This is a genomic window from Pseudomonas sp. SIMBA_041 (assembly GCF_046535095.1).
Classification (GTDB): domain Bacteria; phylum Pseudomonadota; class Gammaproteobacteria; order Pseudomonadales; family Pseudomonadaceae; genus Aquipseudomonas; species Aquipseudomonas mucoides.
In genome coordinates this window covers 129,233-150,353 of sequence record NZ_JAWRXJ010000005.1, presented here as the reverse complement: position 1 = coordinate 150,353, position 21,121 = coordinate 129,233, and the positions used below count along the sequence as shown (strand labels likewise).

The 21,121-nt window shown below is 60.5% G+C and carries 16 protein-coding genes and 1 pseudogene; 11 read left to right on the top strand and 6 right to left on the bottom strand.

Annotated elements, in window-relative coordinates; all coding sequences use genetic code 11:
• The first annotated feature begins 62 nt into the window (after positions 1–62).
• From SB725_RS13325 to SB725_RS13300, 6 genes and pseudogenes are all read left to right on the top strand, one after another.
• A complete protein-coding gene (locus SB725_RS13325) occupies positions 63–749 on the top strand; it encodes an N-acetyltransferase (RefSeq protein WP_410921909.1) in 687 nt (228 codons plus the stop codon).
• A 4-nt stretch (positions 750–753) separates the two neighbouring features.
• Entirely contained in the window at positions 754–1,968 is a 1,215-nt protein-coding gene (locus SB725_RS13320; protein ID WP_059181119.1) for a GNAT family N-acetyltransferase, read from the top strand.
• On the top strand, positions 1,940–2,734 hold the full coding sequence (locus tag SB725_RS13315; protein WP_410921908.1) for a ChbG/HpnK family deacetylase: 795 nt from the start codon (positions 1,940–1,942) through the stop codon (positions 2,732–2,734). Before SB725_RS13320 ends, SB725_RS13315 begins: the two co-directional genes overlap by 29 nt.
• Before the next feature lie 156 nt (positions 2,735–2,890).
• Entirely contained in the window at positions 2,891–3,583 is a 693-nt protein-coding gene (locus tag SB725_RS13310) for a GNAT family N-acetyltransferase (RefSeq protein WP_027921369.1), read from the top strand.
• A gap of 170 nt (positions 3,584–3,753) precedes the next feature.
• On the top strand, positions 3,754–4,596 hold the full coding sequence (yghU, locus tag SB725_RS13305; protein ID WP_059181120.1) for a glutathione-dependent disulfide-bond oxidoreductase: 843 nt from the start codon (positions 3,754–3,756) through the stop codon (positions 4,594–4,596).
• 227 nt (positions 4,597–4,823) lie between these two features.
• Positions 4,824–5,048: pseudogene (locus SB725_RS13300) on the top strand (addiction module antidote protein); the annotation flags it as partial.
• 13 nt (positions 5,049–5,061) lie between these two features.
• Here the strand turns inward: SB725_RS13300 and SB725_RS13295 are convergent.
• The gene (locus SB725_RS13295; RefSeq protein WP_059181121.1) at positions 5,062–5,871 is read right to left on the bottom strand and encodes a class I SAM-dependent methyltransferase; all 810 of its coding nucleotides are present in this window, start codon (positions 5,869–5,871) and stop codon (positions 5,062–5,064) included.
• 167 nt (positions 5,872–6,038) lie between these two features.
• Between SB725_RS13295 and SB725_RS13290 the strand changes: the two genes are divergently transcribed.
• On the top strand, positions 6,039–6,422 hold the full coding sequence (locus SB725_RS13290; protein WP_410921905.1) for a hypothetical protein: 384 nt from the start codon (positions 6,039–6,041) through the stop codon (positions 6,420–6,422).
• A gap of 3 nt (positions 6,423–6,425) precedes the next feature.
• On the opposite strand, the gene SB725_RS13285 is transcribed toward SB725_RS13290, so the two are convergent.
• The 5 genes from SB725_RS13285 to SB725_RS13265 form a co-directional block, all read right to left on the bottom strand.
• Positions 6,426–7,856, bottom strand: coding sequence for a sigma-54-dependent transcriptional regulator (locus SB725_RS13285; RefSeq protein WP_027921373.1), 1,431 nt, complete (start codon positions 7,854–7,856; stop codon positions 6,426–6,428).
• Positions 7,825–9,318 carry a sensor histidine kinase gene (locus tag SB725_RS13280; RefSeq protein WP_410921904.1) on the bottom strand — a complete coding sequence of 498 codons (1,494 nt, stop codon included), beginning with the start codon at positions 9,316–9,318 and terminating at the stop codon, positions 7,825–7,827. The genes SB725_RS13285 and SB725_RS13280 overlap by 32 nt, the downstream gene beginning before the upstream one ends.
• A gap of 101 nt (positions 9,319–9,419) precedes the next feature.
• Positions 9,420–10,454 carry an SCO family protein gene (locus tag SB725_RS13275; RefSeq protein ID WP_410921903.1) on the bottom strand — a complete coding sequence of 345 codons (1,035 nt, stop codon included), beginning with the start codon at positions 10,452–10,454 and terminating at the stop codon, positions 9,420–9,422.
• Positions 10,451–13,258, bottom strand: coding sequence for a multicopper oxidase domain-containing protein (locus tag SB725_RS13270; RefSeq protein WP_410921902.1), 2,808 nt, complete (start codon positions 13,256–13,258; stop codon positions 10,451–10,453). Before SB725_RS13270 ends, SB725_RS13275 begins: the two co-directional genes overlap by 4 nt.
• Before the next feature lie 186 nt (positions 13,259–13,444).
• A complete protein-coding gene (locus SB725_RS13265) occupies positions 13,445–14,893 on the bottom strand; it encodes a sensor histidine kinase (RefSeq protein WP_410921900.1) in 1,449 nt (482 codons plus the stop codon).
• A gap of 289 nt (positions 14,894–15,182) precedes the next feature.
• On the opposite strand from SB725_RS13265, the gene SB725_RS13260 reads away from it, so the two are divergent.
• Genes SB725_RS13260 through SB725_RS13245 form a run of 4 tightly spaced genes read left to right on the top strand, consistent with a single transcriptional unit; the run spans position 15,183 to position 20,802 of the window.
• Positions 15,183–16,529, top strand: a complete 1,347-nt coding sequence (locus SB725_RS13260; protein WP_059181125.1) for a hypothetical protein — start codon at positions 15,183–15,185, stop codon at positions 16,527–16,529.
• A 35-nt stretch (positions 16,530–16,564) separates the two neighbouring features.
• Complete coding sequence (locus SB725_RS13255) at positions 16,565–18,805, top strand: Ig-like domain-containing protein (protein WP_410921899.1); 2,241 nt, start codon at positions 16,565–16,567, stop codon at positions 18,803–18,805.
• A gap of 59 nt (positions 18,806–18,864) precedes the next feature.
• Positions 18,865–19,326: a curlin gene (locus SB725_RS13250; protein WP_027921380.1), complete on the top strand. Its 462-nt coding sequence runs from the start codon at positions 18,865–18,867 to the stop codon at positions 19,324–19,326.
• A gap of 27 nt (positions 19,327–19,353) precedes the next feature.
• Positions 19,354–20,802, top strand: coding sequence for a curlin (locus tag SB725_RS13245; protein WP_027921381.1), 1,449 nt, complete (start codon positions 19,354–19,356; stop codon positions 20,800–20,802).
• The last annotated feature ends 319 nt before the right edge of the window (positions 20,803–21,121 follow it).

Below are 21,121 nucleotides of genomic sequence, written 5' to 3'. Positions count from 1 at the left end.
CGCAGGCCCTTGCCGCGCGATGCATCACTCCCAACACGGCCAACGCCGTCAGGAGACATAACATGAGTGTTTTGCACAAACTCAGTGAACAGATCAAACAGAAAGGCCTGAGCGCCACGTTCAAAAAAGTCTGGAAGCATTACGTGTTTTTCCACGAAGAACTGTTGTGGATGGAACGCGACCTGGTCAGCCCGGTGCCGCCACACAAGCTGCGGCCGTACCTGCCACTGCGGGTGGAAACCATTACCGCGCAGAATGCCGTGGCGTTCACCCGCTACTTTGGTGACCGCGTAGCGACCATGGCCGAACTGGCCCGCGAGGGCTACACCGGGCACATGCACCTGGACGATAAAGGCGATGCAGTGGCGTTTATCTGGGGGGCCGCGCGCAACTATCACGACAAGCACTACTACGGTTGCTGGTTCCCGGTGAAGGAAGGCGAGTTCTTCGAATTCGGTGGCGAACTGACCCGCGCCTATTGGGGCACCACGCTCTCGGTGGACCTGCAACTGGAACTGTGGAAAGCCATGCAGGCCCAGGGCTGCAACAAGGTGGTGGATGTCTGCGAGTTCCACAACATTCCGGCCCTCAAGCTGCACATGCGCATGGGGTATCAGGAGCAAGGGCGGATCATGAATGTGTACAGCCTGTTCGGCTGGCGCTTCTTCCGCGAAACCCGTTACACAGGCTCGCGTCTGGATGCCTTGCGCAAACCGGCCCGTGAACCTGTCCCAGCCTCGGCGACCTGACCTTATGGCGGCACGATTGGAATGGCGCACGTCACTGTGCGCCGCTGACTTCCCGGCAGCGGCTTACGAAGCGCTGCGTCTGCGGGTGACGGACCACACGCCGTTCAACACGCTGGCCTGGATGGCCGCGTCTGAACAGGCTTTGACTGCCGGGCAGCACCTGCACGTGCTGCTGGGCTGGCAAGGCAATGAGTTGCAGTTGTGCCTGCCGCTGGTGGCGTCCGTCGAGCGGTTCGCCGGGTTGCCGTTTCGGGTGCTGCATCATTTGGGTTATCCCCTCGCCGACCGCCTCGCCTTGCTCACGAACCTGGACGCCGAGGATATGCGCAAGGCCTTGGTCGAGATTCGTCGACGGCTGCCCCATGCCTTGCTGCAACTCAATGAACTCCCGGAACCAGTTGGCGAGGAAAGCGTGCTGACGCAATGGATGACCCACAGCTCGACCGGCGAACGCCGACTCAGCTGCAGGGTGCCGGTGCACTTGATCAGCGAGGCCGACCATCAGGAAGTGTCCGGCGACCCGCGCTACAAACTGCGGCGTGCGCGTAAACGCATCGCCGCGTGTGGTGCTCAGGTTCGACGGATCACCCCGGACGCCTTGACCATGGGCCCGTTGCTGCAGGCCATCAGCGAAGTCGAAGCGGTGAGCTGGAAAGGTGACGAAGGCGTCGGGATTTTCTCTGACGAGCGTCATCGACAATGGATGGACCGCGCCTTCACCGCCCTCGCCGAACAGGGGCTGGTGCGGGTGGTGGTGCTGGAACTGGACGGCCGTTGCATCAGCTACCGTCTCGGGTTGCTGGAGCAAGGTCGGCTGTATGACTACAACCTGGCCTTCCTGCCGCAATACGCCGACCTGGGCAGCGGCCGGGTGCTGCTTGAAGAATGGATTCGCTGGGGGCTGGACGAGAACTGGCGCTGGATCGATGCCTCACGGGTCAGCCTGGAAAACTCCAGCCATCAACTGCACGAACGCATGACTGGACAGCTGGAGCACTGGCGCTGGAGTTTCTATTCCTGGCGCCCCAGCGGTCTCGCCTTGGGCCTGGCGTTGCGCTTCTGGCAGCGACTCAAACCGGCCTGGCAACAGTGGAAAGCCCGGCGTGCGGCAGCAGCGGTCAAACCCGCACCGGTTGCCGCGCCTGTCGCCAAAGCCGTCGAGCCGGCAAAAACCATCATGGAGAGCGAACATGCCTCGCCAAGTCATAGTCAACGCTGACGATTTCGGCCTCAGTGCCTGCGAAAACGCGGTGATCCTCGGGGCCTTTCAGGCCGGGGTCATCAGTTCCGCCACGGCCATGGCCAACATGCCGGCCTTCGAAGCGGCGTGTGTGATGGCACGGCACCCGATGCTCGAAGGGCGGATCGGGCTGCACTTCAACCTCACGTACGGGCGGCCCCTGAGCCGGTCGATTCTGGGTCGCCGGACGTTCTGCGACAGCGCCGGCGTGTTCGACCTCAACCTGCCCCGCCACCGTCTGTGGCTCAGTCGCCGGGATCGGGCGGCGGTGCTCGAAGAACTCGAAGCGCAATGGCAGCGTTGCCTGGACAACGGTGTGCGCCCCAGCCATCTGGACTCCCATCAACACGTACACAACATCTGGCCCATCGGTGAAATCGTCGCCCGCTTCGCTGCCCGTCAAGGGGTGCCGGTACGGCTGGCGCGCAACCTGGGGCAAAACCTGAGCCTGCCCAAACGCGTGTTCAAGGAGCTGCTCAATCGGCGCTTAACCCATCTGGCCGGCGCCACCGCTGACTATGTGTGTACCCCGGTTGATCTGCGCAATGCAGCGCCGCCGCTCGATGGGTTGCTGGAAATTGTCGCGCACCCCAATCAGCTCGGTGCCGATTTTGGCGATGCTTATCTGGATCAGGGCGAGTCGTTGAGTGCCCTGCTGGAGCATCGTTTGCCGGGGGTGGAGCGAGTCGCCTACACCGTGGTGGGCAAGTCGTTCAGCGAGCGTGCGGAGGCCGTAATGGAATAAACACCACACGGATTTTTAACGCCTGAAAATGTGTCCGAACGGTTACATACGTTGAAACAAAAGGCCAGAGATGGCAGCGCCATTAAATGGCCACTGTGCGCTATACCCACACTACTTTCATCCACGCAAGACCATTCCTTCGTCAAGGAGGGCTTCATGAACGCACTCGACAAGCTTCGCGAACGCATCAAACAAAAAGGTCTGAGCCGCACGTTCAATACGCTGTGGAAGCGCTACGTGTTTTTCCATTGGGAACTGTTGTGGATGGAGCGCGACCTGGTCAGCCCGGTGCCGCCGCACAAACTGCGTCCCTACTCGGGCTTACGCAAGGTGATCATCACCCCGGAAAACGCCACGGCATTCGCCAAGCATTTTGGTGACCGCGTCGGCACCATGGCCGAACTCGCCGCCGAAGGTCACACCGGGCACATGTACCTGGACGACGAAGGCCATGCCTGCGCGTTCATCTGGGGCAGTACACGTGACTATCACGACCGTCACTATTACGGCTGCTGGTTCCCGGTCAAACCCGGTGAGTTCTTTGAATTCGGCGGCGAAATGACCCGAGCCTACTTCGGCACCAGCCTGTCGGTGGATGTCCAGGTCGCCCTGTGGGAAGCGATGCAGGCGCAAGGCTGCGACAAGGTGGTGGACACCTGCGAAACCCACAACATCCCGGCCCTCAAACTGCACATCCGCATGGGGTATCAAGAACAGGGGCGCGTGACTCACGTCTATGGTCTGTTCGGCCGCTGGCGCTTCTACCGCCAATCCACCTATACCGGCTCACGCCTGGACCCACTGCGCAAACCGGGCCGGCCAGTGGTGACGAGTGCGGCGCAGGCTTGATGTGTGCTTGAGCGTTGCGGTGTCAGTGACACCGCTTTCGCGAGCAGGCTCGCTCCTACAGGGGCCCCTCACCAGACATCAGTGACATCTGAACGGCCTTCTGCCATGGTTCACAGCATTGTCCATCTGCAGTCTGTGATCACAGCACGCCAACAATGGGGGTCCGTCTCATGAGCAAAGCAACCTACATTCCTCCCAAGGTCTGGAAAAACAACGCCCCGTCTGGCGGCGAATTCGCCAACATCAACCGGCCAACCGCCGGACCGACCCATGACAAGACCTTACCGGTCGGCAAGCACCCGTTGCAGTTGTACTCACTGGCCACGCCCAATGGGGTGAAGGTGACCATTCTGCTGGAGGAGTTGTTGGCGCTTGGGCATACCGGCGCGGAATACGACGCCTGGCTGATCCGCATCAACGACGGCGATCAGTTCTCCAGCGGCTTTGTCGAGATCAACCCGAACTCCAAGATCCCGGCGTTGCTGGACCATAGCGCGAAGCCGCCCATCCGCGTGTTCGAGTCCGGTTCGATCCTGCTGTATCTGGCGGAAAAATTCGGCGCTTTCCTGCCCACCGATGTGGCAGGACGCACCGAAACCTTGAACTGGCTGTTCTGGCAAATGGGCGCAGCGCCCTACCTGGGCGGCGGCTTCGGGCATTTCTATGCCTACGCGCCAGAGAAACTTGAATACCCGATCAACCGCTTCACGATGGAGACCAAGCGGCAGCTGGATGTCCTCGATCGCCGACTGGCCGAAAGCCCCTACCTGGCGGGCGATCACTACACCATCGCCGATATTGCAGTCTGGCCTTGGTACGGCCAACTGGTGCGGGACAAGGTGTACTCGGCGGCCGAGTTTCTGTCTGCACACGAATACACCCACGTGCAACGCTGGGCGGAGGAAATTGCCAAGCGACCTGCGGTCCTGCGCGGGCAGCGCGTCAATCGAACGTGGGGCGATGAGGAAAGCCAGGTGCCTGAACGGCATGAGGCGGATGATTTGAACCGCTGAAAATCCGGGCTCTCAGGTTTGATGGCTGACAGATAAGCCGTGGTGCGGTCATCGCGAGCAAGCTCGCTCCCACAGGGATCTACGCCGGACACAAACGCTGTGCCTCATGAAGGTCAAAACTGTAGGAGTGAGCCTGCTCGCGATGGCGCTGGCGCATTCAAAGCTGATGTGACTGAACGATTGTTATCGCGAGCAGGCTCACTCCTACAGGGGATTTTTGGCGGACATCCGACGGCGACAACGAGGAGTTTCTTCGTGCTATCGGCTATGTGGTAAAAGCACGTGGAATGACACAAATAGCCAAGGGCTCAGGTATGGGGCGCGAAAGCCTGTATAAGGCCTTCGCTCCGGGTGCAAAACCTCGTTTTGATACGGTCTTGAAAGTCATTCATGCCCTTGGAATTGATCGCTGCGCGCAGCCGGGTCATTCGGTAAATCACTCGGCTCACTGAGAGCCGCTTCTGACTACAGTGCTCGCCTCACCACCAACGAAAAACACATCGGCAACTGCGCCACCTGCCGCTCATACCGGTCATACACTTCCTCCCGATTCGAGTGCGGGTATTCCTTGAAGTGGCTGATCTGCAACCCTGCATCGAGGGCACCGGTGAAGATGTCCCCGAGGGTGTGAGCAAACCAGTAGGACGCCGCAGCCGGCTGTTCGACCTTGCCTTCGTACACAATCGGCTGATTCTGCACAAACGGTTCGCTGCGAAAATACGAGCTGTGCGGGCGATACGGATCGGCCGATTCAGGGTCGAACATCTCCAGGAACGGATGGGTTTCGTACACCACCAGCGCCCCGCCCGGCTTGAGGGTTTGCGCGACATGCTGCATGAACTCGCCGATGTCCGGCATCCAGTTCAACACGCCGATGGTGATCAGGGCCACGTCGAAACGCTGATGCAACGAGGTCGGTAACTGATGGATATCGGCTTCGATAAATTCAGGCTGATGGGGTGAGCGCGACGCCAACTCCCGCGCCTGATCGAGAAACGCGGCCGACTGATCGACGCCCACCACGCTGCGGGCACCCAGCGCATACAGCGAGAGACTTTCGCGGCCGTTGTTGCAGCCCAGTTGCACCACATCCCGGCCGTCGACGCCCACCTGTTCCAGCACGCCAGTCAACGTCGCATCCAGACAGGAAAAATCCCGCTGCCCCACGGCACTCACCAAATCGCGCCATTCGCGGGTGTCTTTGTGGTGTCGGGCGGAGTCATTCCACGCCTCGCGGTTGCTGGCGATGGCTTGTTCTTGTGTCGGCATTTCCATTGCACGCTCCAGATTCGGGTCTTGATTGACCGGCCCAAGTCTAGATCGGAGTGCTGAAAAAACCTGTTGGAATCTTGTAAACCGGGCATCGCGAACGCGTGCCCGCACGACAGCTATAGTTAATGACCTTGGGGAATTGCGCGAAAACCGAATGCACAGGTGTTGCCATGAAAAAATCCGATCTGATGCTGCTCACTGTCTGCCTGACACTGGCGAGCGCCGCCCACGCGGACGACAGCCTGACGCCGACCACCGACTACAGCAGTGAATTCAACTATTACGGGGCCGACCAGCCCTTCGCTCACCCGGTTCCCCCCTCCATGAACATCATTCCGCCGGGGTCGTACATCCCGACGTCGCCCCAGACTTTCGTGCCGGTTTCAAGCCAGCACGTGTTCTCCGACTCACGCTCGCCGACAATCGCCGATGCCTCCACCCGGGTGTTCATTCGCACCTACGATGCCGAGCATGGCGTCTATGTGAACGAGGAAGTCCTCGACCCGACCTGCCTGCTCGAATGCCTCAGCCGTCAGGGCCCGGTGCTGCAATAAGCGCTACCACTGGCGTTTATCCGGACGTGCCAGGCCGAGTTTTTCGATCCGGTAACGCAGCATGTCGCGGCTCAGGCCCAATAGCCGAGCGGACTTGGTAACGTTCCAGTCGGTCTTGTCGAGCATCTTGCGCACCATGTCGCGCTCGACTTCCGGCAGGTTCATCGACTCCGTGCCGCTGTAGACCGGACGCGGTTCATGGTGTTGCGGCTCATGCTGATACATCGGCGGGTCGTCCACCAGGCTCAGGCAGACGTTCAACTGGTGCGCGGCGATGGTATCGCTCTGAGCCAGCAGCACGGTTTGCTCGAGCATGTTGCGCAGCTCGCGCACGTTGCCCGGCCAGCTGTAGCTGAGCAGCAGCTCTTCGGCCTGATCGCTGAAATGCAGGTTCGGCTTGCCATAGCGTTTGCCGTGGATCGACAGGAAATGCCGGGCCAGCAGCAGGATGTCTTCGCCACGGGCATACAGGCGCGGCACCTTGATGGAAATGATCCGCAGGCGGAAGAACAGGTCACGGCGAAACTTGCCTTGCTGGACCATTTGTTCGAGGTTGCAGTTGGTGGCGCTGATCACCCGCAGATCGACCTTGCGCTCCTTCACCGCGCCGACCCGGCGAATGGTCCGGTCTTCCAGCAGCTTGAGCAGTTTGGCTTGCAGCAACAGGTCCATTTCACCGACTTCATCGAGAAACAGCGTGCCGCCATCGGCCGCTTCCACCAGGCCGGTCCGTCGGTCCTTGGCGTCGGTAAAGGCGCCCTTCTCGTGGCCGAACAGTTCCGACTCCACAAGGTTGGACGGGATCGATGCACAGTTGAATTCAATGAACGGGCCTTTGCTGCGCGGGCCGTCGAAGTGCAGTGCCCGCGCCACCAGTTCCTTACCGGTGCCGGTCTCGCCTTCCACCAGCACCGGCGGCAGGTCGGCGTTGGCCATGCGGCGCTCGGCGTCGAGCAATTGGGCGATGGTGTTCTTCAGGTAGTTCATCGGCGCCGATTCGCCGATCAAGGCCTGCACGCCGGACTTCTGCGCCTCGCGTTCCTGATAGAACGACAGCGTGCGCTCCATGCGGTCCGTGGCCAACGCTTTGTCCAGCAGCAGCTTGAGCTCGGGAAGGGCCACCGGTTTGGTGACGTAATGAAAAGCGCCCTCCTTCATCGCCACCACGGCATCTTCGACATTGCCGTAGCCGGTCATCATGATCACTTTCAGATCCGGCGCGCTGATGCGCAGCTTCTGGATCAGGTCGTGACCACTCATGCCAGGCAACGAATTGTCGGTCAGCACCACGTCCGGGGCGAACGTACTCAATTGCTCCAGTGCATCTTCAGCAGAGTGGCAGACCGTCACCTCGAAGTCTTTGCGCTCCAGGTAGGTCTGAATATTCTCGGCGAGGATTTCGTCATCCTCGACCAGCAATATGCTGTGCTCCATATTCCCCTCCCGTTGCCACTTTAAAATTGAGACAGACGCGGGTTCCCTCCTGCTCCTGGCTGGTCAGGTCGACCGAGCCTTCGAAACGCTCCATTATTCGTTTGACCAGGGCCAGGCCTACGCCCAGCCCGCCTTGTTTGGTGGTGAAGAACGGCTTGAAGACCATCTGTTGCTGCTGCGCGCTCATGCCTTTGCCGGTGTCACTGAGGGTCATGCGCACATGGCCCGGCTGCGCCTGTTCGATCTCGACGGTCAAGTGGCCGCCCTTGGGCATGGCTTCGAGGGCGTTGGCAAACAGGCTATTGAGAATTTGCGTGAGCAGCACCTGTTGGCTGACGACCGGTGGGCAGGTTTGAGGTGTGAAGTGCACCTCCACGTTCGAACGTTTGATCAGCGCATCGAAGGCACTCAGGGTGTCATCGATGGCCAGCACCAGGTCGACCGTTTCGTAGTCATCATTCATGGGCCGCAGCGACACCAGCAATTCCCGCACCCAGCGTGACATGCGATCAACCTGGTTGATGATGTCGCCGATGTTCTTCTGCGCACTCTGGCTGGCGATTTCCTGGGCCAGTTCGGCGCTGGAGCGAATGTTCGCCAGCGGATTGCGCAAACTGTGCGCCACCGCCGAGGACATTTCCCCCAGTGCAACAAACGTCTCATTGGTAATCAGTTGCTGTTGCTGGCTCTGCAGCAACGTCGCAGCCCGACGAACAATCCAGAACAACCCAAGGTAAATGACCAGGCCGCCAAGTACTGTCGCGATCCAGATTGCCTTGAAACCACGCTGGATGCGCTCCACCAGATCCACTGGCTCCTTATAGATCTCGACCATGGCGATCACTTTGCTTTTGTCGGCGTTGAACATCGGGATGTAGTTCTCGACGAACAGATATTTGGGCTCGCGCAACAGCATCTGTTCGGGACGCTCCTCGTCGATCTGGTGATAGCTGGTAGAGACGGTTTCCTTCATTTCAAAGGACTCGTCCAATTCTTCATCGCCTTCGACGCGCATGCCGATCATTTGTGGATTGGTCGACCAGACCACCGTGCGATCCAGGGCGTACACCACCGCCAGCAGCGTGTCCGGCAAGTGTTCGACATGATCGAGAAACTCTATGCGGGCCGCAGCACGGGCGCCTGGATTGACGTCGGAATAGGCGTTGTCATCGCGCGGATCGAGCATTTCGCCCATGGTTCTTGTGAGGGGGATGCCCGCGTGACGGATTTCCGCATCACCGATGGCCTGAATGAATTGCGCGGTCAGCATGGAGTCACGTTCGATGCTCTCATCGACGACAAAACGCGTGGACACATAGCCCAAACCCAGCGCCACGGCGGCGATGATCAGAAAGCTGCCCAGGGAAAACCAGCGCAGCAGATTGAACTGTCCCAACCGGTTTTGGCCCTTTGCTGCCGGCGTGACCGGCGCAGGTTCTTTTTGTTGTTCTATTGTCGCCATAGGGTTGTCCTGGATGCTCGTATCTAGCCTGTTCAGCCATGTCACGGATCAGTGTAGGTCGCATTGAACGTGCCTGATGACCCAATGATAGTATTTCGCCGCTATTGCGCCTGTGCCGCTTGCAAAGGCTGCTGGCGCTCGGTTTCTTCCTGCAAAAAATCCACAATCGACTGCGCGGATTTCTCATCCAGGCGCAGGTTGGGCATCGGTATTTTGTCGAAACGTTCAAACAGCTCCACGGCAATCGGGTCTTTCTCCTTGAGCATCCTGTCCGGCTCGCGAATCCAGCGGTTGAGCCAGGCCGGGTCGCGTTGGCGGGTCACGCCGATCAGATCCGGGCCGATGCTGCGCATGCCGAGGCCCTGCCCGTCCATTGGGCCCAGGCTGTGGCAGGACGCGCAGCGGGTGCGGAACAATTCTTCGCCATTGCTTGGTGGGCGGATTTGCGGAGCGTCGGCGTAGCTTTCTTCCGCGCTGGCCTTTTTCCAGTTCTGCAAGGTGTTGGCCAACTGATCGGCCAGAATCCATGGATTTTCGAACGGTGAGGCTTTCATCCAGCGACCGGTACTCTGGTTGCCGACGATCAGGCTCAGGTTGTGGTCCTTGCTACGTCCGTTGTCGACGCCTTCAATGAACAGCCCGAGTTTCTTGCGCAGCTCAGTGACGTCGGCAAATTCCCCGGTGAGGAATTTCCAGCCCGGACCGATCTTGAACCGTTGCGCATAGGCCTTGAGCACTTCGGGTGTATCGCTCAAGGGGTCAATGCTGATGGAGTAGAAAAAGATGTCCTTGCCGACCCGGTCGCCGAGCAGCTTTTGCACCTGGCGCAGGCGCGCGGTCTCCAGTGGGCAAGAGTCGCTGCACGAGGTGAAGATGAAGTTGATCACCACCACCTTGTCCTTGATCAGGTCATCGAAAAAATGCACCTGCTGACCGTCCTGGTCAGTCAGCAGAGTGTTGGGGAAATAGTCGCCGCCCCAGGGTGTCGCCGATTCCGTCGGCGACAGCACACCCTCATGGGCCAGCAATACCTGACTGGCCAGCAGACAAGTGACCAGTACCAGAATCAGGTGCATGCCCAGGGCGCGGGAGCGCGGCGTGTGCACGTGCAGGTCGGCTCCCTCGCGGCGTTTCATGGTTTGACCACGACTTTAGGGCCGAAGCCGTCGCCAGTGCGGAAGGTTGGCAGCGCGGCGGAGTTGACGTAGCGCACACCATCCCAGCTTGGCAGCGGTGTGGGCATCAACTGGAATTGCCCGGGTTTCTCAATGTCCCAACGCAGCAACATCGAGTTGTCTTCATGCTGGGTGTTGTGACAGTGCTCCATGTAGGTCCCGGCGAATTCGCGGAAGTTGATCGCCATCTCGACGTTATCCAGGCCATCTTTTTCCGAGCCGATGCGGTACACGTCCTTACGTGCCCATTTTTCCCATTCCGGTGGCGCCTTGCCGCCGCGACTGAGGATGATCCCTTCCTCGAAGTGCACATGCACCGGGTGACTCCAGCCCGTGCCGCCGGCCTTGATGTTCCAGACCTCCAGGGTGCCGAAACCCGCAGCACCGGCATCGGTCGGACCGTTGGCCAAGTGGGTCGCCGTGTTCAAGCGCCGGGGGTCCATGTGGAAGCCGAAGCCGCCGTCGGTCTTGACCGTCCACGGTGCTTCATCGGTGCCGTCGGAACGACCAAAGGTGAAGGTGCGGTGGCGTGCCTGGGCCAGCAGTGCCTTGTCGGCAGCGTTGTCGCGATGGATCTTCAGCGGGATCATCACCAGGCCTTCAGCTTTGCCCGGTTTGGCCGGTTCGTAGGCTGCAGGGTCCATCGCCAGGTCTTGACCGGTGTAGGCCTTGACGTTGAGTTGCAACACCTTGCCCACCGCCGGGTCACCCTTATCCCACTGCGGTCCTTTGCTGCCTTGCTTGATGACCGCCAGGTATTTCTCGGACAGCACGTCGGCCAGCGACACCGGTTCTTTCGGGCCTTTGCCGTCGTCGTGGACCAGCAGGTTGACGAAGAAAATCTTGTCCCCCGGCTTGATGCCGTTTTTCGCGAAGTTGACGATGATGTCGAAGCGTTCGGCAATGCCCTGGGTGGGCAGGATTGCGTTGTGGTTCTGTTTATCGCCGTCGGCGTCGAGGTCCATGGAGCCGTCGAAAGGCACGCTGTGTTCCATGATGTTGCCGTCGTTGGCAATCATGTGGAACGGCACGCGGGCATAGGACACACCCGAGCCTTTAGGCCCTTGGAACTCGCCACTGGTGCCCTTGATTTCCCGCACCAGCGCAAACTTGTAGTAACGCGATACCGAGCCGTTGAGCATGCGGAACCGATAGCTGCGGGCGCGTACATCGAGGCTCGGTTTCCACTGCCAGTTGACCAGCACCTGGTCACCGAGGAAGCCATCGGTGTTGAAGGGGTTGAACCACAGCTGACCGTTCTGATCCCAGGCCTTGTCGGCGAACACCAGGTTGACGTCATAGTCACGGTTACCCCACGGCAAGGCACTGCCGCTGGGGAAACGCAGGTTGACGCCATCGTTCACCGATTCGTTGCCACGGTCCAGGGCACTGTAGTAGTTCATCATCGCCGCGTTGCCCTTGTAGACGTTCTGCGCGGTGAAATCGAGCATGTGGTCGTGGAACCAGTGGGAGCTCATGGTTTCGCGCCAGTCGCCACGGATCTTGATCGTGCCGTTCTCGCACGTCTTGCGGCTCGGACTCATATCGTTGGTCCACAGGGTCTCACCTGGCGAGCAAGGGAATGCCGCGCGTGGATCATGAGCGTCGGTGTTGATGGTGTCGTAACCGGCCAACTGGATCGGCCAGCGATAGTCGTAATACTGCCCGGGGAAGAAAAACGCGTTGGCATAACCGTCGCTTTCGGCCGGCGCATGACCGTTGTGTTCGTGGGTACTGATGGTGTGCAAGCCAAAGCCCATGTTGGCGGCGGGGTCGATCGGCAAGCCGTTGTAGTGACGCATCAGTACCGGTTGGCCATAACGCACCATCAGCAATTTAGGCGGCAGCGTGCCGTCGAAGGTCCAGACCGAATTGTGATTCTGCACCGGCATGCTCGGGTGGAAACGCGCGTCGACCCCTTTGGCTGTGCCATCGGTAGCCGGCACCCCGGCGACGTTGTGATACAGGCCACCGGGGCCGAACTCGCCCATGGCGTAGTGGTGCATTTGCAGGCTGTCACGCCAACCGCTATTGAGCCTCGCCCCGGTTTGCACGGTTTTGTAGGCCATTTGCGGGTAGAACTCGTTCCAGCGTTGATGCGACCAGCCTTTTCCTGGTGGACGACCTTCAGCCGACGAGCCGATATGGCGGTTGAGGAACACTTCAATCTGCGCCTGCCACGGGTTGCGATCCACCACGTTGGAATACTGGCTGGGGAACGGTGTCAGCCCCGGTTGACGCATGAAGGCATCGAGTGCCGCGCTCGGTGGTGCACTGCGGGCGGCATTGGTCGGGTCCTGTTGTGGCAACGGGCCTACCGCTGCCGGCGGAAAACCCAGCGGCGCCGCCGGTGTGGTGGGGTCGAGTTTTTCCGGGCCGAACTCTTCGAACAGCACCAACTGCTGAGTGAATGGCTGGGCGCCAAACAACGGGCTCGGCTTGCCATTGGTGGGGTAGTTGAAACTGGTCTGCACCGCCGGCGGCAGGACATTTTCCTGCCGCGTGGTCATGCGGGTGCCTTTGACACCATCGGGCAGGTCGAAGGAATCTTCGTTGGCCTCCGGCATGGTCAAAATGGCATTCAACGCCGTGGCTTCGTCAGCCGGTTCGTCGTAGTAGGACGAAGGGTCGGACGGTTCTGGCTGTCGCTCGTCATCAATCGGGCTGGCACGCAGATTCGCTGTGCCCAGCGTCATCGTCAGAAGGACGCCCAGAGGCGTCAACAGGCCAAACCACTTGAAGGGATAACGCGCTTTTGTGTCCATCACCAGCCGCCTCGAAGTCATGAAGGGGGTGATGGGGGTTTTGCAAGGAGCTCGCCAGATTTGTAACTAATTTATACGAAAGTATTAACACCCGAAAAAACAATGGCTTATCAACATCAATGTGCCATACGCCGAAAAAACGACTGGGTCCTGACACCCGCTAACGGGGGAAGTTCACACCCAGTTTCAGGGGAATCGTTTAAACGACAAACGGACGGTCGTGCCCTCGCCTTCACGGCTGTCCAGGGTCACCGCGCCACTGAAACGATCCATGATGCGCTTCACCAGCACCAGCCCGACGCCCAAGCCACCTTGCTTGGTGGTAAAAAACGGCCGGAACGCCATGCTGCGCTGCTCCTCGTTCATCCCTTTGCCGGTGTCGCTGACGCTCACACAAATACCTTTGGTATCGGTCGGTTCCAGCAAGATCGTCAGCGTGCCGCCCTTATCCATGCTTTCCAGCGCATTGGCCAGCAAGCTGTTGAGGATCTGCGTCAGCTGCACCTGCTGGCTCAACACCATCGGTGTTTCCTTCGGCTCGAACACTACGTGAACATTGGCCTTGGCGATCTGATGCTCGAAGGCGAGCAGGCTGTCATGCAAGCAGGCAACCAGGTTCACCGGCTCCGCTTCGTCATTGAGCGGTCGCAAAGACTGCAGTAATTCCCGGACCCATTTCGACATGCGGTCCACCTGACCGATGATGTCGTTGATGTTCTTGTGGGCCGGGCCACTGTCGAACTCAAGGGCCAGCTCGGCGCTGGAACGAATGGTCGCCAACGGGTTGCGCAAACTATGGGCAACCGCCGAAGACATTTCCCCGAGGGCGACAAAGGTTTCGTTGGTGATCAGTTGTTTTTGTTGCGTGGCCAACAGAATCGCCGCCCGTCGCACGATCCAGTACAAGCCCAGGTAGATCAGCCCGCCACCCAGGGCCGTGGCCAGCCAGATCAGGGCCAGGCCGCGCTCCATACGCTCGATCAGGTCCTTGGGTTCCTTGTAGATCTCGACCATTGCGGTGACGTTGTTGCGGTCGGCGTCGAACAGCGGGATGTAATTCTCGATGAAGATGTAGTCCGGCGGCGTGACGAACTTCTGCTCCATGCGCGCCTTGTCCACGTTGTGATAGCTGGCGGACACCGGGGTCTTGGAGCCGAATGCCTGATCGAGGTCCTCGTCGGCATGGATCGTGGTGCCCATCAATTCAGGGTTGGTGGACCAGATCACCATGCGGTCCGGGGCGTAGATGTTGGCCAGGATCACATCGGGCAAATGCTGGATGTGATCGAGGAACTCACCCCGGGCACTGGCTCGGGCCTGCGGGTCGACATCGGGGAAATCCTTGTCTTTGCGCGGGTCGAGCAACTCGCCCATGGTCCGCACGTGAGGAATGGACACATGGCGCACCTCGGCCGAGGCAATCGCTTCAATGAACTGTGAGGTCAGCAACGCATCACGCTGCACGCTCTCGGTAATCACAAAGCGCGTGGACACTGCGCCCAACGCCACAGCCACCGTGCCGATCACCGCCATGCTGATCAGCGAAAACCAGCGCAGCAGGTTGAACGGCTGTTTGCGCGAACTCAGGCGAATGTCGCCTTCTTCTTTGAGCAGGGCTGTGGCTTGAATAGTCATCGACGTGGTTTCCGGGTGCTCCCTATAGGTTTATAGCCCACTGCCCGATGTTTGCCCGGCTTCGGGTTTTGTCCCCCCCACTTCCCCCGTTTGCCCCACTGCCCCCATAGCCCCCCAAAACTGGGGACAGTCGCCCGCTTCAACGCCCGGCACGATTTTGCTGCGCCAGTGCCACAGGCTTTCACTGCGGGCCTGAGGCGGCGGTTTTCAAAGATTGGTATGGAAGTTGCCGAAGCCCTCTCAACTGACCCACCCCCAAGGGGCAGGTCTTCTGATAGAGGGAATACTCATGCACCCTTTACTGTCCAAAACCACGATCGCCCTGATCGTGTCCGCTCTGGCCCAAGGCGCTGCGCAGGCGGCGCTGTTTGCAGTCGACACCGGACCTTACCTGCCCGCCAACGGCAATTTCGCCGCCTGGTATCAAGACACGCACGGTCGCACCCTTGATCTGTGCCTGTCCAAGGCCGTCAGTTCCAGGGTGGCCAGCGCACCCGGCGCCCCGACTTACATGTGCTCGTTGATCCCCACACCGGGTGTTTTCGACGACACCCAACCAATGGTCTTCCCGACCAACTTTCCCGACGAAGCGTTCTGGGCGACCGGCGAAACCACGATCGTCGATGCAACCCGTGGCATCGACCTGACGTATGTCTCTGCGGTTGAAGCAGCCTTCAGCGGCGGCGACCCAGTGGAAGGCGACCAGATCAGCTTTGCGCGCATCCGCATCCGTATCGATGTGCCCACGGCCGGGACCTACGTCGTGACGCACCCCTATGGCGTCGAAGTGTTCACCGTCGATACCCCCGGGCGGCGGGCGATCAACATGACCCGGGACATCGGCATCGGCGCAGCGAAAACCTACGACGGCGCGCTCAAGGGCGATGTCGGACCGTTCCTGCGCAGCGTCAACGGCCCCTACACCGAAACCAACCCGGTCACCGGTGCCGCCGAACAATTCGTTGGCGACCCGAACCTCACGGAAGCCGTCACCGGCAGTCCGTTCAACACCAACTTCGTGCGCATCGAAGGCCCCAATGGCCTGGACTTGCGCACCAACCTCTTTGCCGTCTCCGGGAAGCTGTCGACGGTGGTCCGGCCAACCCCGGTCATCGCCCAGCGCAGCACCTACTCACGGCATGCCGGTACCAGCGCACCGGTGGCTCAGCAAGACGTCTTCGTCATGGCTCCGCCCGCACCGGCGACAGTGACCCTGGACAGCAACAACCCGGTGTTGAACTTCACCGAAGCCGACAGTACCGGCCATTGGTACGCGCAGTCGTCGACCAATCCATCGTTGCCGAACACCCTGCAAGTGACCGCCGACAACCACCTGGCCATCGCCAGCAGCACGCCGACGACCCTGCCCATGCCCCTGAGTGACCTGGTGGTGATTTCCCGTGCCGAGTACAGCCTGAGCAATGGCCAGATCACCATCGTCGCCTCGACCAGTGATGAAACCTCGCCACCGGTGCTCACCGCCACCTCGGGTACCGGGGCCGCCATCGGCGCGCTCAGTGGTGATGGTGCCGTGAAAAGCCTGGCCACCGGCATCTCGCCGATTCCGCCAGCCCAGGTTCGGGTGACGTCATCCAATGGCGGCAGCGACACCGAAGAAGTGGTCATCGTGCAATGAACGCTCACATGCCCAGATCCTCATCAGGAGGCATCATGAACAATTGGCCACGCCTGGCGCTCAACGCCCTGGGACTGACTCTATCGCTGTCCGGTAGTGCTTTCGCGCAACTCGCTGCCGTCGACCCCGGCCCCTATACCTTTGCCACCGGGAAATTCCCGATCTGGTACCAGGACAACAATCTGCTGTCGATGGAGCTGTGCCAGTCCAAAGCCGTCAGCTCGCGGGTAGGCGCCTCTGTACCGCCAGCCTACATGTGCACCCTGCTGCCGGCACCGGGCATTTTCGACGACACCCAGCCGATGGTGTTCCCGGATAACTGGCCAGACGAATCCTTCTGGTTCCTCGCCGAGACCACCATCCCCAACAACGCCGCAGGCTACGGGATGGACGCCTACGTCGCCGGGATAGAAGCGGCATTTGCCGGCGGGAACCCGCTCGACGGTGATCAGATCAGCTTCGCGCGGATCCGTATGAGGATCAACATTCCCGTCGCCGGCACCTACACCATCACCCACCCTTACGGCGTGGAAACGGTCAACGTCACCACCCCCGGCCGTCGTGCGATCAACATCACCAGAGACGTCGGCGTCGGTGCGCCAGGGGTCTTCAGCGGTGCGGTCAACGGTGCCATCGGGCCATTCCTGCGCAGCGTCAACGGCCCATACACGGAAGTGAACCAGGAAACCGGCGCCGTCGAAACCTTCGTCGGCGATCCGAACCTCACCGAAGCCGTGACCGGCAGCCCCAACAACACCAACTTCGTGCGCATCCAGGGGCCCGCCGGGACTATCGAGACTAGCCTCTTCACCCTGTCCGGCAAAGTGCTCGACAGCCGCGCGCAAACACCGGTGGAAATCAGCCGCGCCACGTACCGGCGCACCGGCGGAACGGGAGGCAACAGCACCCGCGTCGAAGTCTTTGGCAAAGCCGACAACGGCTCGGCCCTGTGCTTCCGCGAAAGCATCGCCCTGGTCCCCGGCCCGCCTGTTTCGCCTTGTCAGACCACCATGGTCGGCGATAACAACGGCCAGTTCTTCGGCCAGCACCTCCTGGCCAATGGCGCCGTGCCTCCGGTCGTCGTGATCACCGCCACCAACCCGACCGGTTCGACCCGTCCGACCTCCGTGTCGAGCAAACTCAGCGATGTGGTGAAAATCCAGACCGCCCGCTACAACTGGAGCAATCACAGCCTGCTGATCGAAGCCACTTCCACCGACGAAGTGGGCATACCGGACATGGTCGCTCAGGGTTATGGGCGGCTGTCGAAGAACGGCACGCTGCAACGCCTGACCGTTCCGGATCTGCTGCAGCCACCGGCCACCGTGACGATCAAGTCGGCCGCGGGCGGCAGTGACACCGAGCCGGTCGTTGTAGTCGGTACCGCACCGGATACCGGTCAGAACCAGGCGCCGATCGGCGTTGCCGATGTGGGCAGCACCACCTTTGGCGTGCCGGTCACCCTCAACGTGCTGGCCAACGACAGCGACCCGGACGGCAACACACCACTGAGCGTCACGGCACTGGCACAACCGGCCGCTGGCCAGGGCACCGTGGCATTGGCCGTCAACAATGTGGTCTATACCCCGCCCGCCGTCGTCAATGCACCGTTGACCACGACCTTCACCTACAAGGTTCAAGACGCCAAGGGCCTGGCCTCGACCGATCCGGTGACCGTGACCGTCACTGTGGCGCCTAACCAGTCGCCGGTGGCTGTCAACGACAGCGTCTCGACCCAGGCTGCACCCGTCACGATCAACGTGTTGGCCAACGACACTGACCCTGAAGGCAACCTGCCGCTGGCCGTCGCCAGCCTCACCCAACCGGCAGCAGGACGCGGCACTGTTGCCATCAACGGCACGGCGATCACCTATACGCCTCCGGCTACGGTGCTGCTGCCTTTCACCACGACCTTCACCTACGTCGCCCGGGACAGCTTCGGCGCCCTGTCGGCACCGGCCACGGTCACCGTGCAGGTGTCGCCACCGCTGGTCCTTGAAGTCTTCAACGTGACGGCTGCCACGGTCACCGCCCGTGCCGGCAACCGCTTCACCTGGAACTTCGCCGGTACCTCGTCGACGATCGTCGGCAACACGGTCACCGTCCAGGTCACCACACCGGCCGGGCTGGTCACCCTGGGCACCGCCACCGTGGCGATTACCGGACGCTGGACCCTGACGGTCACCAACACCACGGTCGCCCCATCGCTCAACCCGACGGCCACCATCCGTTCAACCCCGGGCTCGGTGCGCAACGTCTCCGTCACCGTGCAGTAAACGCTCGCCCCACCGACCGCAATGGCCGGTGGGGCAAGCCCTCAACCAAGGACTCAGCCATGAAAACGTCGACCGCCGCCCTGCTCTGCCTGCTTCTGCTTTGCAGCAGCGCGGGTGTGCGCGCCGATGACTTGATGGACAACAACGACCTCGGTCCCGGTGGCGACCTGGGCGAGTTACCCCCACCGGTTGGCCAGCACGCGCTGATCGACCAGAACGGCCAGGCCAACATCGCACTGGTGCAACAGAACGGCCAGTCGTTGCTCGGCAATATCGTCCAGTCGGGCAGCAATCAGGAGGCTTACATCCTGCAACAAGGCAACGACCTGATGGCCATGATCAACCAGCAAGGTTCCGGCAACGATGCCTCGATCACACAAACCGGCAGCCACAACCGTGCGCAGATTTCCCAGAACGGCAATAACAACGACGCCAGCATCGTCCAGGCCGGCACGGGGCTCTCCAGCGCCGTGACCCAGTCCGGGAACGGCATGAGCGTCTCCGTCAAACAATATCGCTAAAGCACTGCACCACTTGGAGGTTCCATCATGTTCAAATTAATGCCCCTCACCGCCGCCATACTGGTCATCCTCAGTGCCCAGGCGATGGCCGACGACAGCACGTCCATCCAGAACCAGAACGGCGATGCCAACATCGCCAACGTGAAACAGACCACGGCCAGTTTCAGCACGTCCACCCAACAGCAGGCTGGATCGGGCAACGATGCGGCGACGTTGCAGGACAATGCCAGCAGTACCATCGAACAGACCCAGGTCGGTGACTACAACGCCGGTTATGGTGAGCAACTGTACGAAAACGGCAGCACCATCACCCAGCAGCAGGTCGGCACGTTCAACACCAGCCATGCCAGTCAGTCGATTGGCGTGGGCGCCAGCCAGGCACTGCAACAACAACTGGGCAACGGCAACTTCTCGTTTATCTATCAGGACAGTCAGGACGGCTCCACCGGCACGACCTTCCAGCAAGGCGACAACAACGAGGCCAACATCGAACAGATGCAGTTGGGCGTGGAAAACACTGCGTCCATCATCCAGCTCGGCAACACCAACTACGGCACCGCCGAGCAGGTGTTTCACGTGGGTGGCCAAATCAACATCAACCAGTCGGGCAACGATAACTATGCCTATGGCGATCAACGCAACGGACTGGGCGGCACGATAAGCATCAACCAGCTCGGCGATGGCAACGGCAGCGAAGTCTGGCAAGACAGCCAGACTGCCAGCCAGACCACCATCAATCAGATGGGGCAGACCAACGAAACCGTGGTCGACCAGAGCTTCGGCCAAAACAACGTGGCGACGGTGCTGCAAGTCGGCGACCTCAACGCGATCTATGCCGACCAGTTCGAATCCCTCGGCTCGACCGTCGCGCTGTATCAAGCGGGCACCGGCAACGTGCATTTCACCTACCAAAGCGGCAATAGCCATGTGCTCAACGCCAATTCGGTGGGGACTGGCAACAAGGTCTACGCCAGCAACTGGAAAGGCCCGCAAACGGGTGGCCAGTTCGGCAGCAACCAGCGTGCGACCGTCAATCAGGTGGGCACCAACAACGTCGCCAACTTCACCCAGAACGGCGCCGGCCACATCATGACCACCAACCAGTCCGGCACCGGCAACTCAACCAAGGTCAGCCAGGCCGACTCCTACAACGAGCTGTATTTCGACCAGAACGGCAGCGACAACATCCTCATCGCCGACCAGCGCGGCACCACCAACCTGGCCCAGGGCAGCAGTAACGGTACTGGCAACAGCACCGAGTTCGACCAGTCGGGCAGCGGCAACCAGGCCTACACCACACAGCTGTATGGCAGCGACAACATGATCACCGTCAAACAGGCGGACACCATGAACGTCGCCTATGTGACCCAGGGCGGCACCGGCAACATTGCCAGTGTTGATCAAAGCGGCGTAAGCCAGACGGCGACCGTGCAGCAGTTTGGTAGCGCCAACCAGGCAACCGTGTTGCAGCAATAATCGCAAGGCGAAAAAAACCGCGGCCTTTGGTGAGGGTCGCGGTTTTTTTGCGTGTGATTGCTCCCACGCTCTGCTTGGGAACGATCATTAAATAAGTGTGGGAGCGAGCTTGCTCGCGATGACGGAGTGTCAGTCGACTTCAATGTTGAATGTTAAACAGCCTTCGCGACGCTGCAAATTCAGCGACCAGGTTTGGTCGCCCAGGTTTGGAATGGCGCACTTTTCATGCTTGCTTCATGGCGAGCCGTGCGTGGGAGGACTTAGGCCCTGCCGGGTTCCATTCCCTGGTCGACCAACCTGCGTACAGGTTGCCACCCCA

Coding starts and splice junctions, on each gene's coding strand:
- SB725_RS13325 (WP_410921909.1), top strand. CDS start 63: ATGAGTGTTTTGCACAAACTCAGTGAACAGATCAAACAGAAAGGCCTG.
- SB725_RS13320 (WP_059181119.1), top strand. CDS start 754: ATGGCGGCACGATTGGAATGGCGCACGTCACTGTGCGCCGCTGACTTC.
- SB725_RS13315 (WP_410921908.1), top strand. CDS start 1,940: ATGCCTCGCCAAGTCATAGTCAACGCTGACGATTTCGGCCTCAGTGCC.
- SB725_RS13310 (WP_027921369.1), top strand. CDS start 2,891: ATGAACGCACTCGACAAGCTTCGCGAACGCATCAAACAAAAAGGTCTG.
- yghU (WP_059181120.1), top strand. CDS start 3,754: ATGAGCAAAGCAACCTACATTCCTCCCAAGGTCTGGAAAAACAACGCC.
- SB725_RS13295 (WP_059181121.1), bottom strand. CDS start 5,871: ATGGAAATGCCGACACAAGAACAAGCCATCGCCAGCAACCGCGAGGCG.
- SB725_RS13290 (WP_410921905.1), top strand. CDS start 6,039: ATGAAAAAATCCGATCTGATGCTGCTCACTGTCTGCCTGACACTGGCG.
- SB725_RS13285 (WP_027921373.1), bottom strand. CDS start 7,856: ATGGAGCACAGCATATTGCTGGTCGAGGATGACGAAATCCTCGCCGAG.
- SB725_RS13280 (WP_410921904.1), bottom strand. CDS start 9,318: ATGGCGACAATAGAACAACAAAAAGAACCTGCGCCGGTCACGCCGGCA.
- SB725_RS13275 (WP_410921903.1), bottom strand. CDS start 10,454: ATGAAACGCCGCGAGGGAGCCGACCTGCACGTGCACACGCCGCGCTCC.
- SB725_RS13270 (WP_410921902.1), bottom strand. CDS start 13,258: ATGGACACAAAAGCGCGTTATCCCTTCAAGTGGTTTGGCCTGTTGACG.
- SB725_RS13265 (WP_410921900.1), bottom strand. CDS start 14,893: ATGACTATTCAAGCCACAGCCCTGCTCAAAGAAGAAGGCGACATTCGC.
- SB725_RS13260 (WP_059181125.1), top strand. CDS start 15,183: ATGCACCCTTTACTGTCCAAAACCACGATCGCCCTGATCGTGTCCGCT.
- SB725_RS13255 (WP_410921899.1), top strand. CDS start 16,565: ATGAACAATTGGCCACGCCTGGCGCTCAACGCCCTGGGACTGACTCTA.
- SB725_RS13250 (WP_027921380.1), top strand. CDS start 18,865: ATGAAAACGTCGACCGCCGCCCTGCTCTGCCTGCTTCTGCTTTGCAGC.
- SB725_RS13245 (WP_027921381.1), top strand. CDS start 19,354: ATGTTCAAATTAATGCCCCTCACCGCCGCCATACTGGTCATCCTCAGT.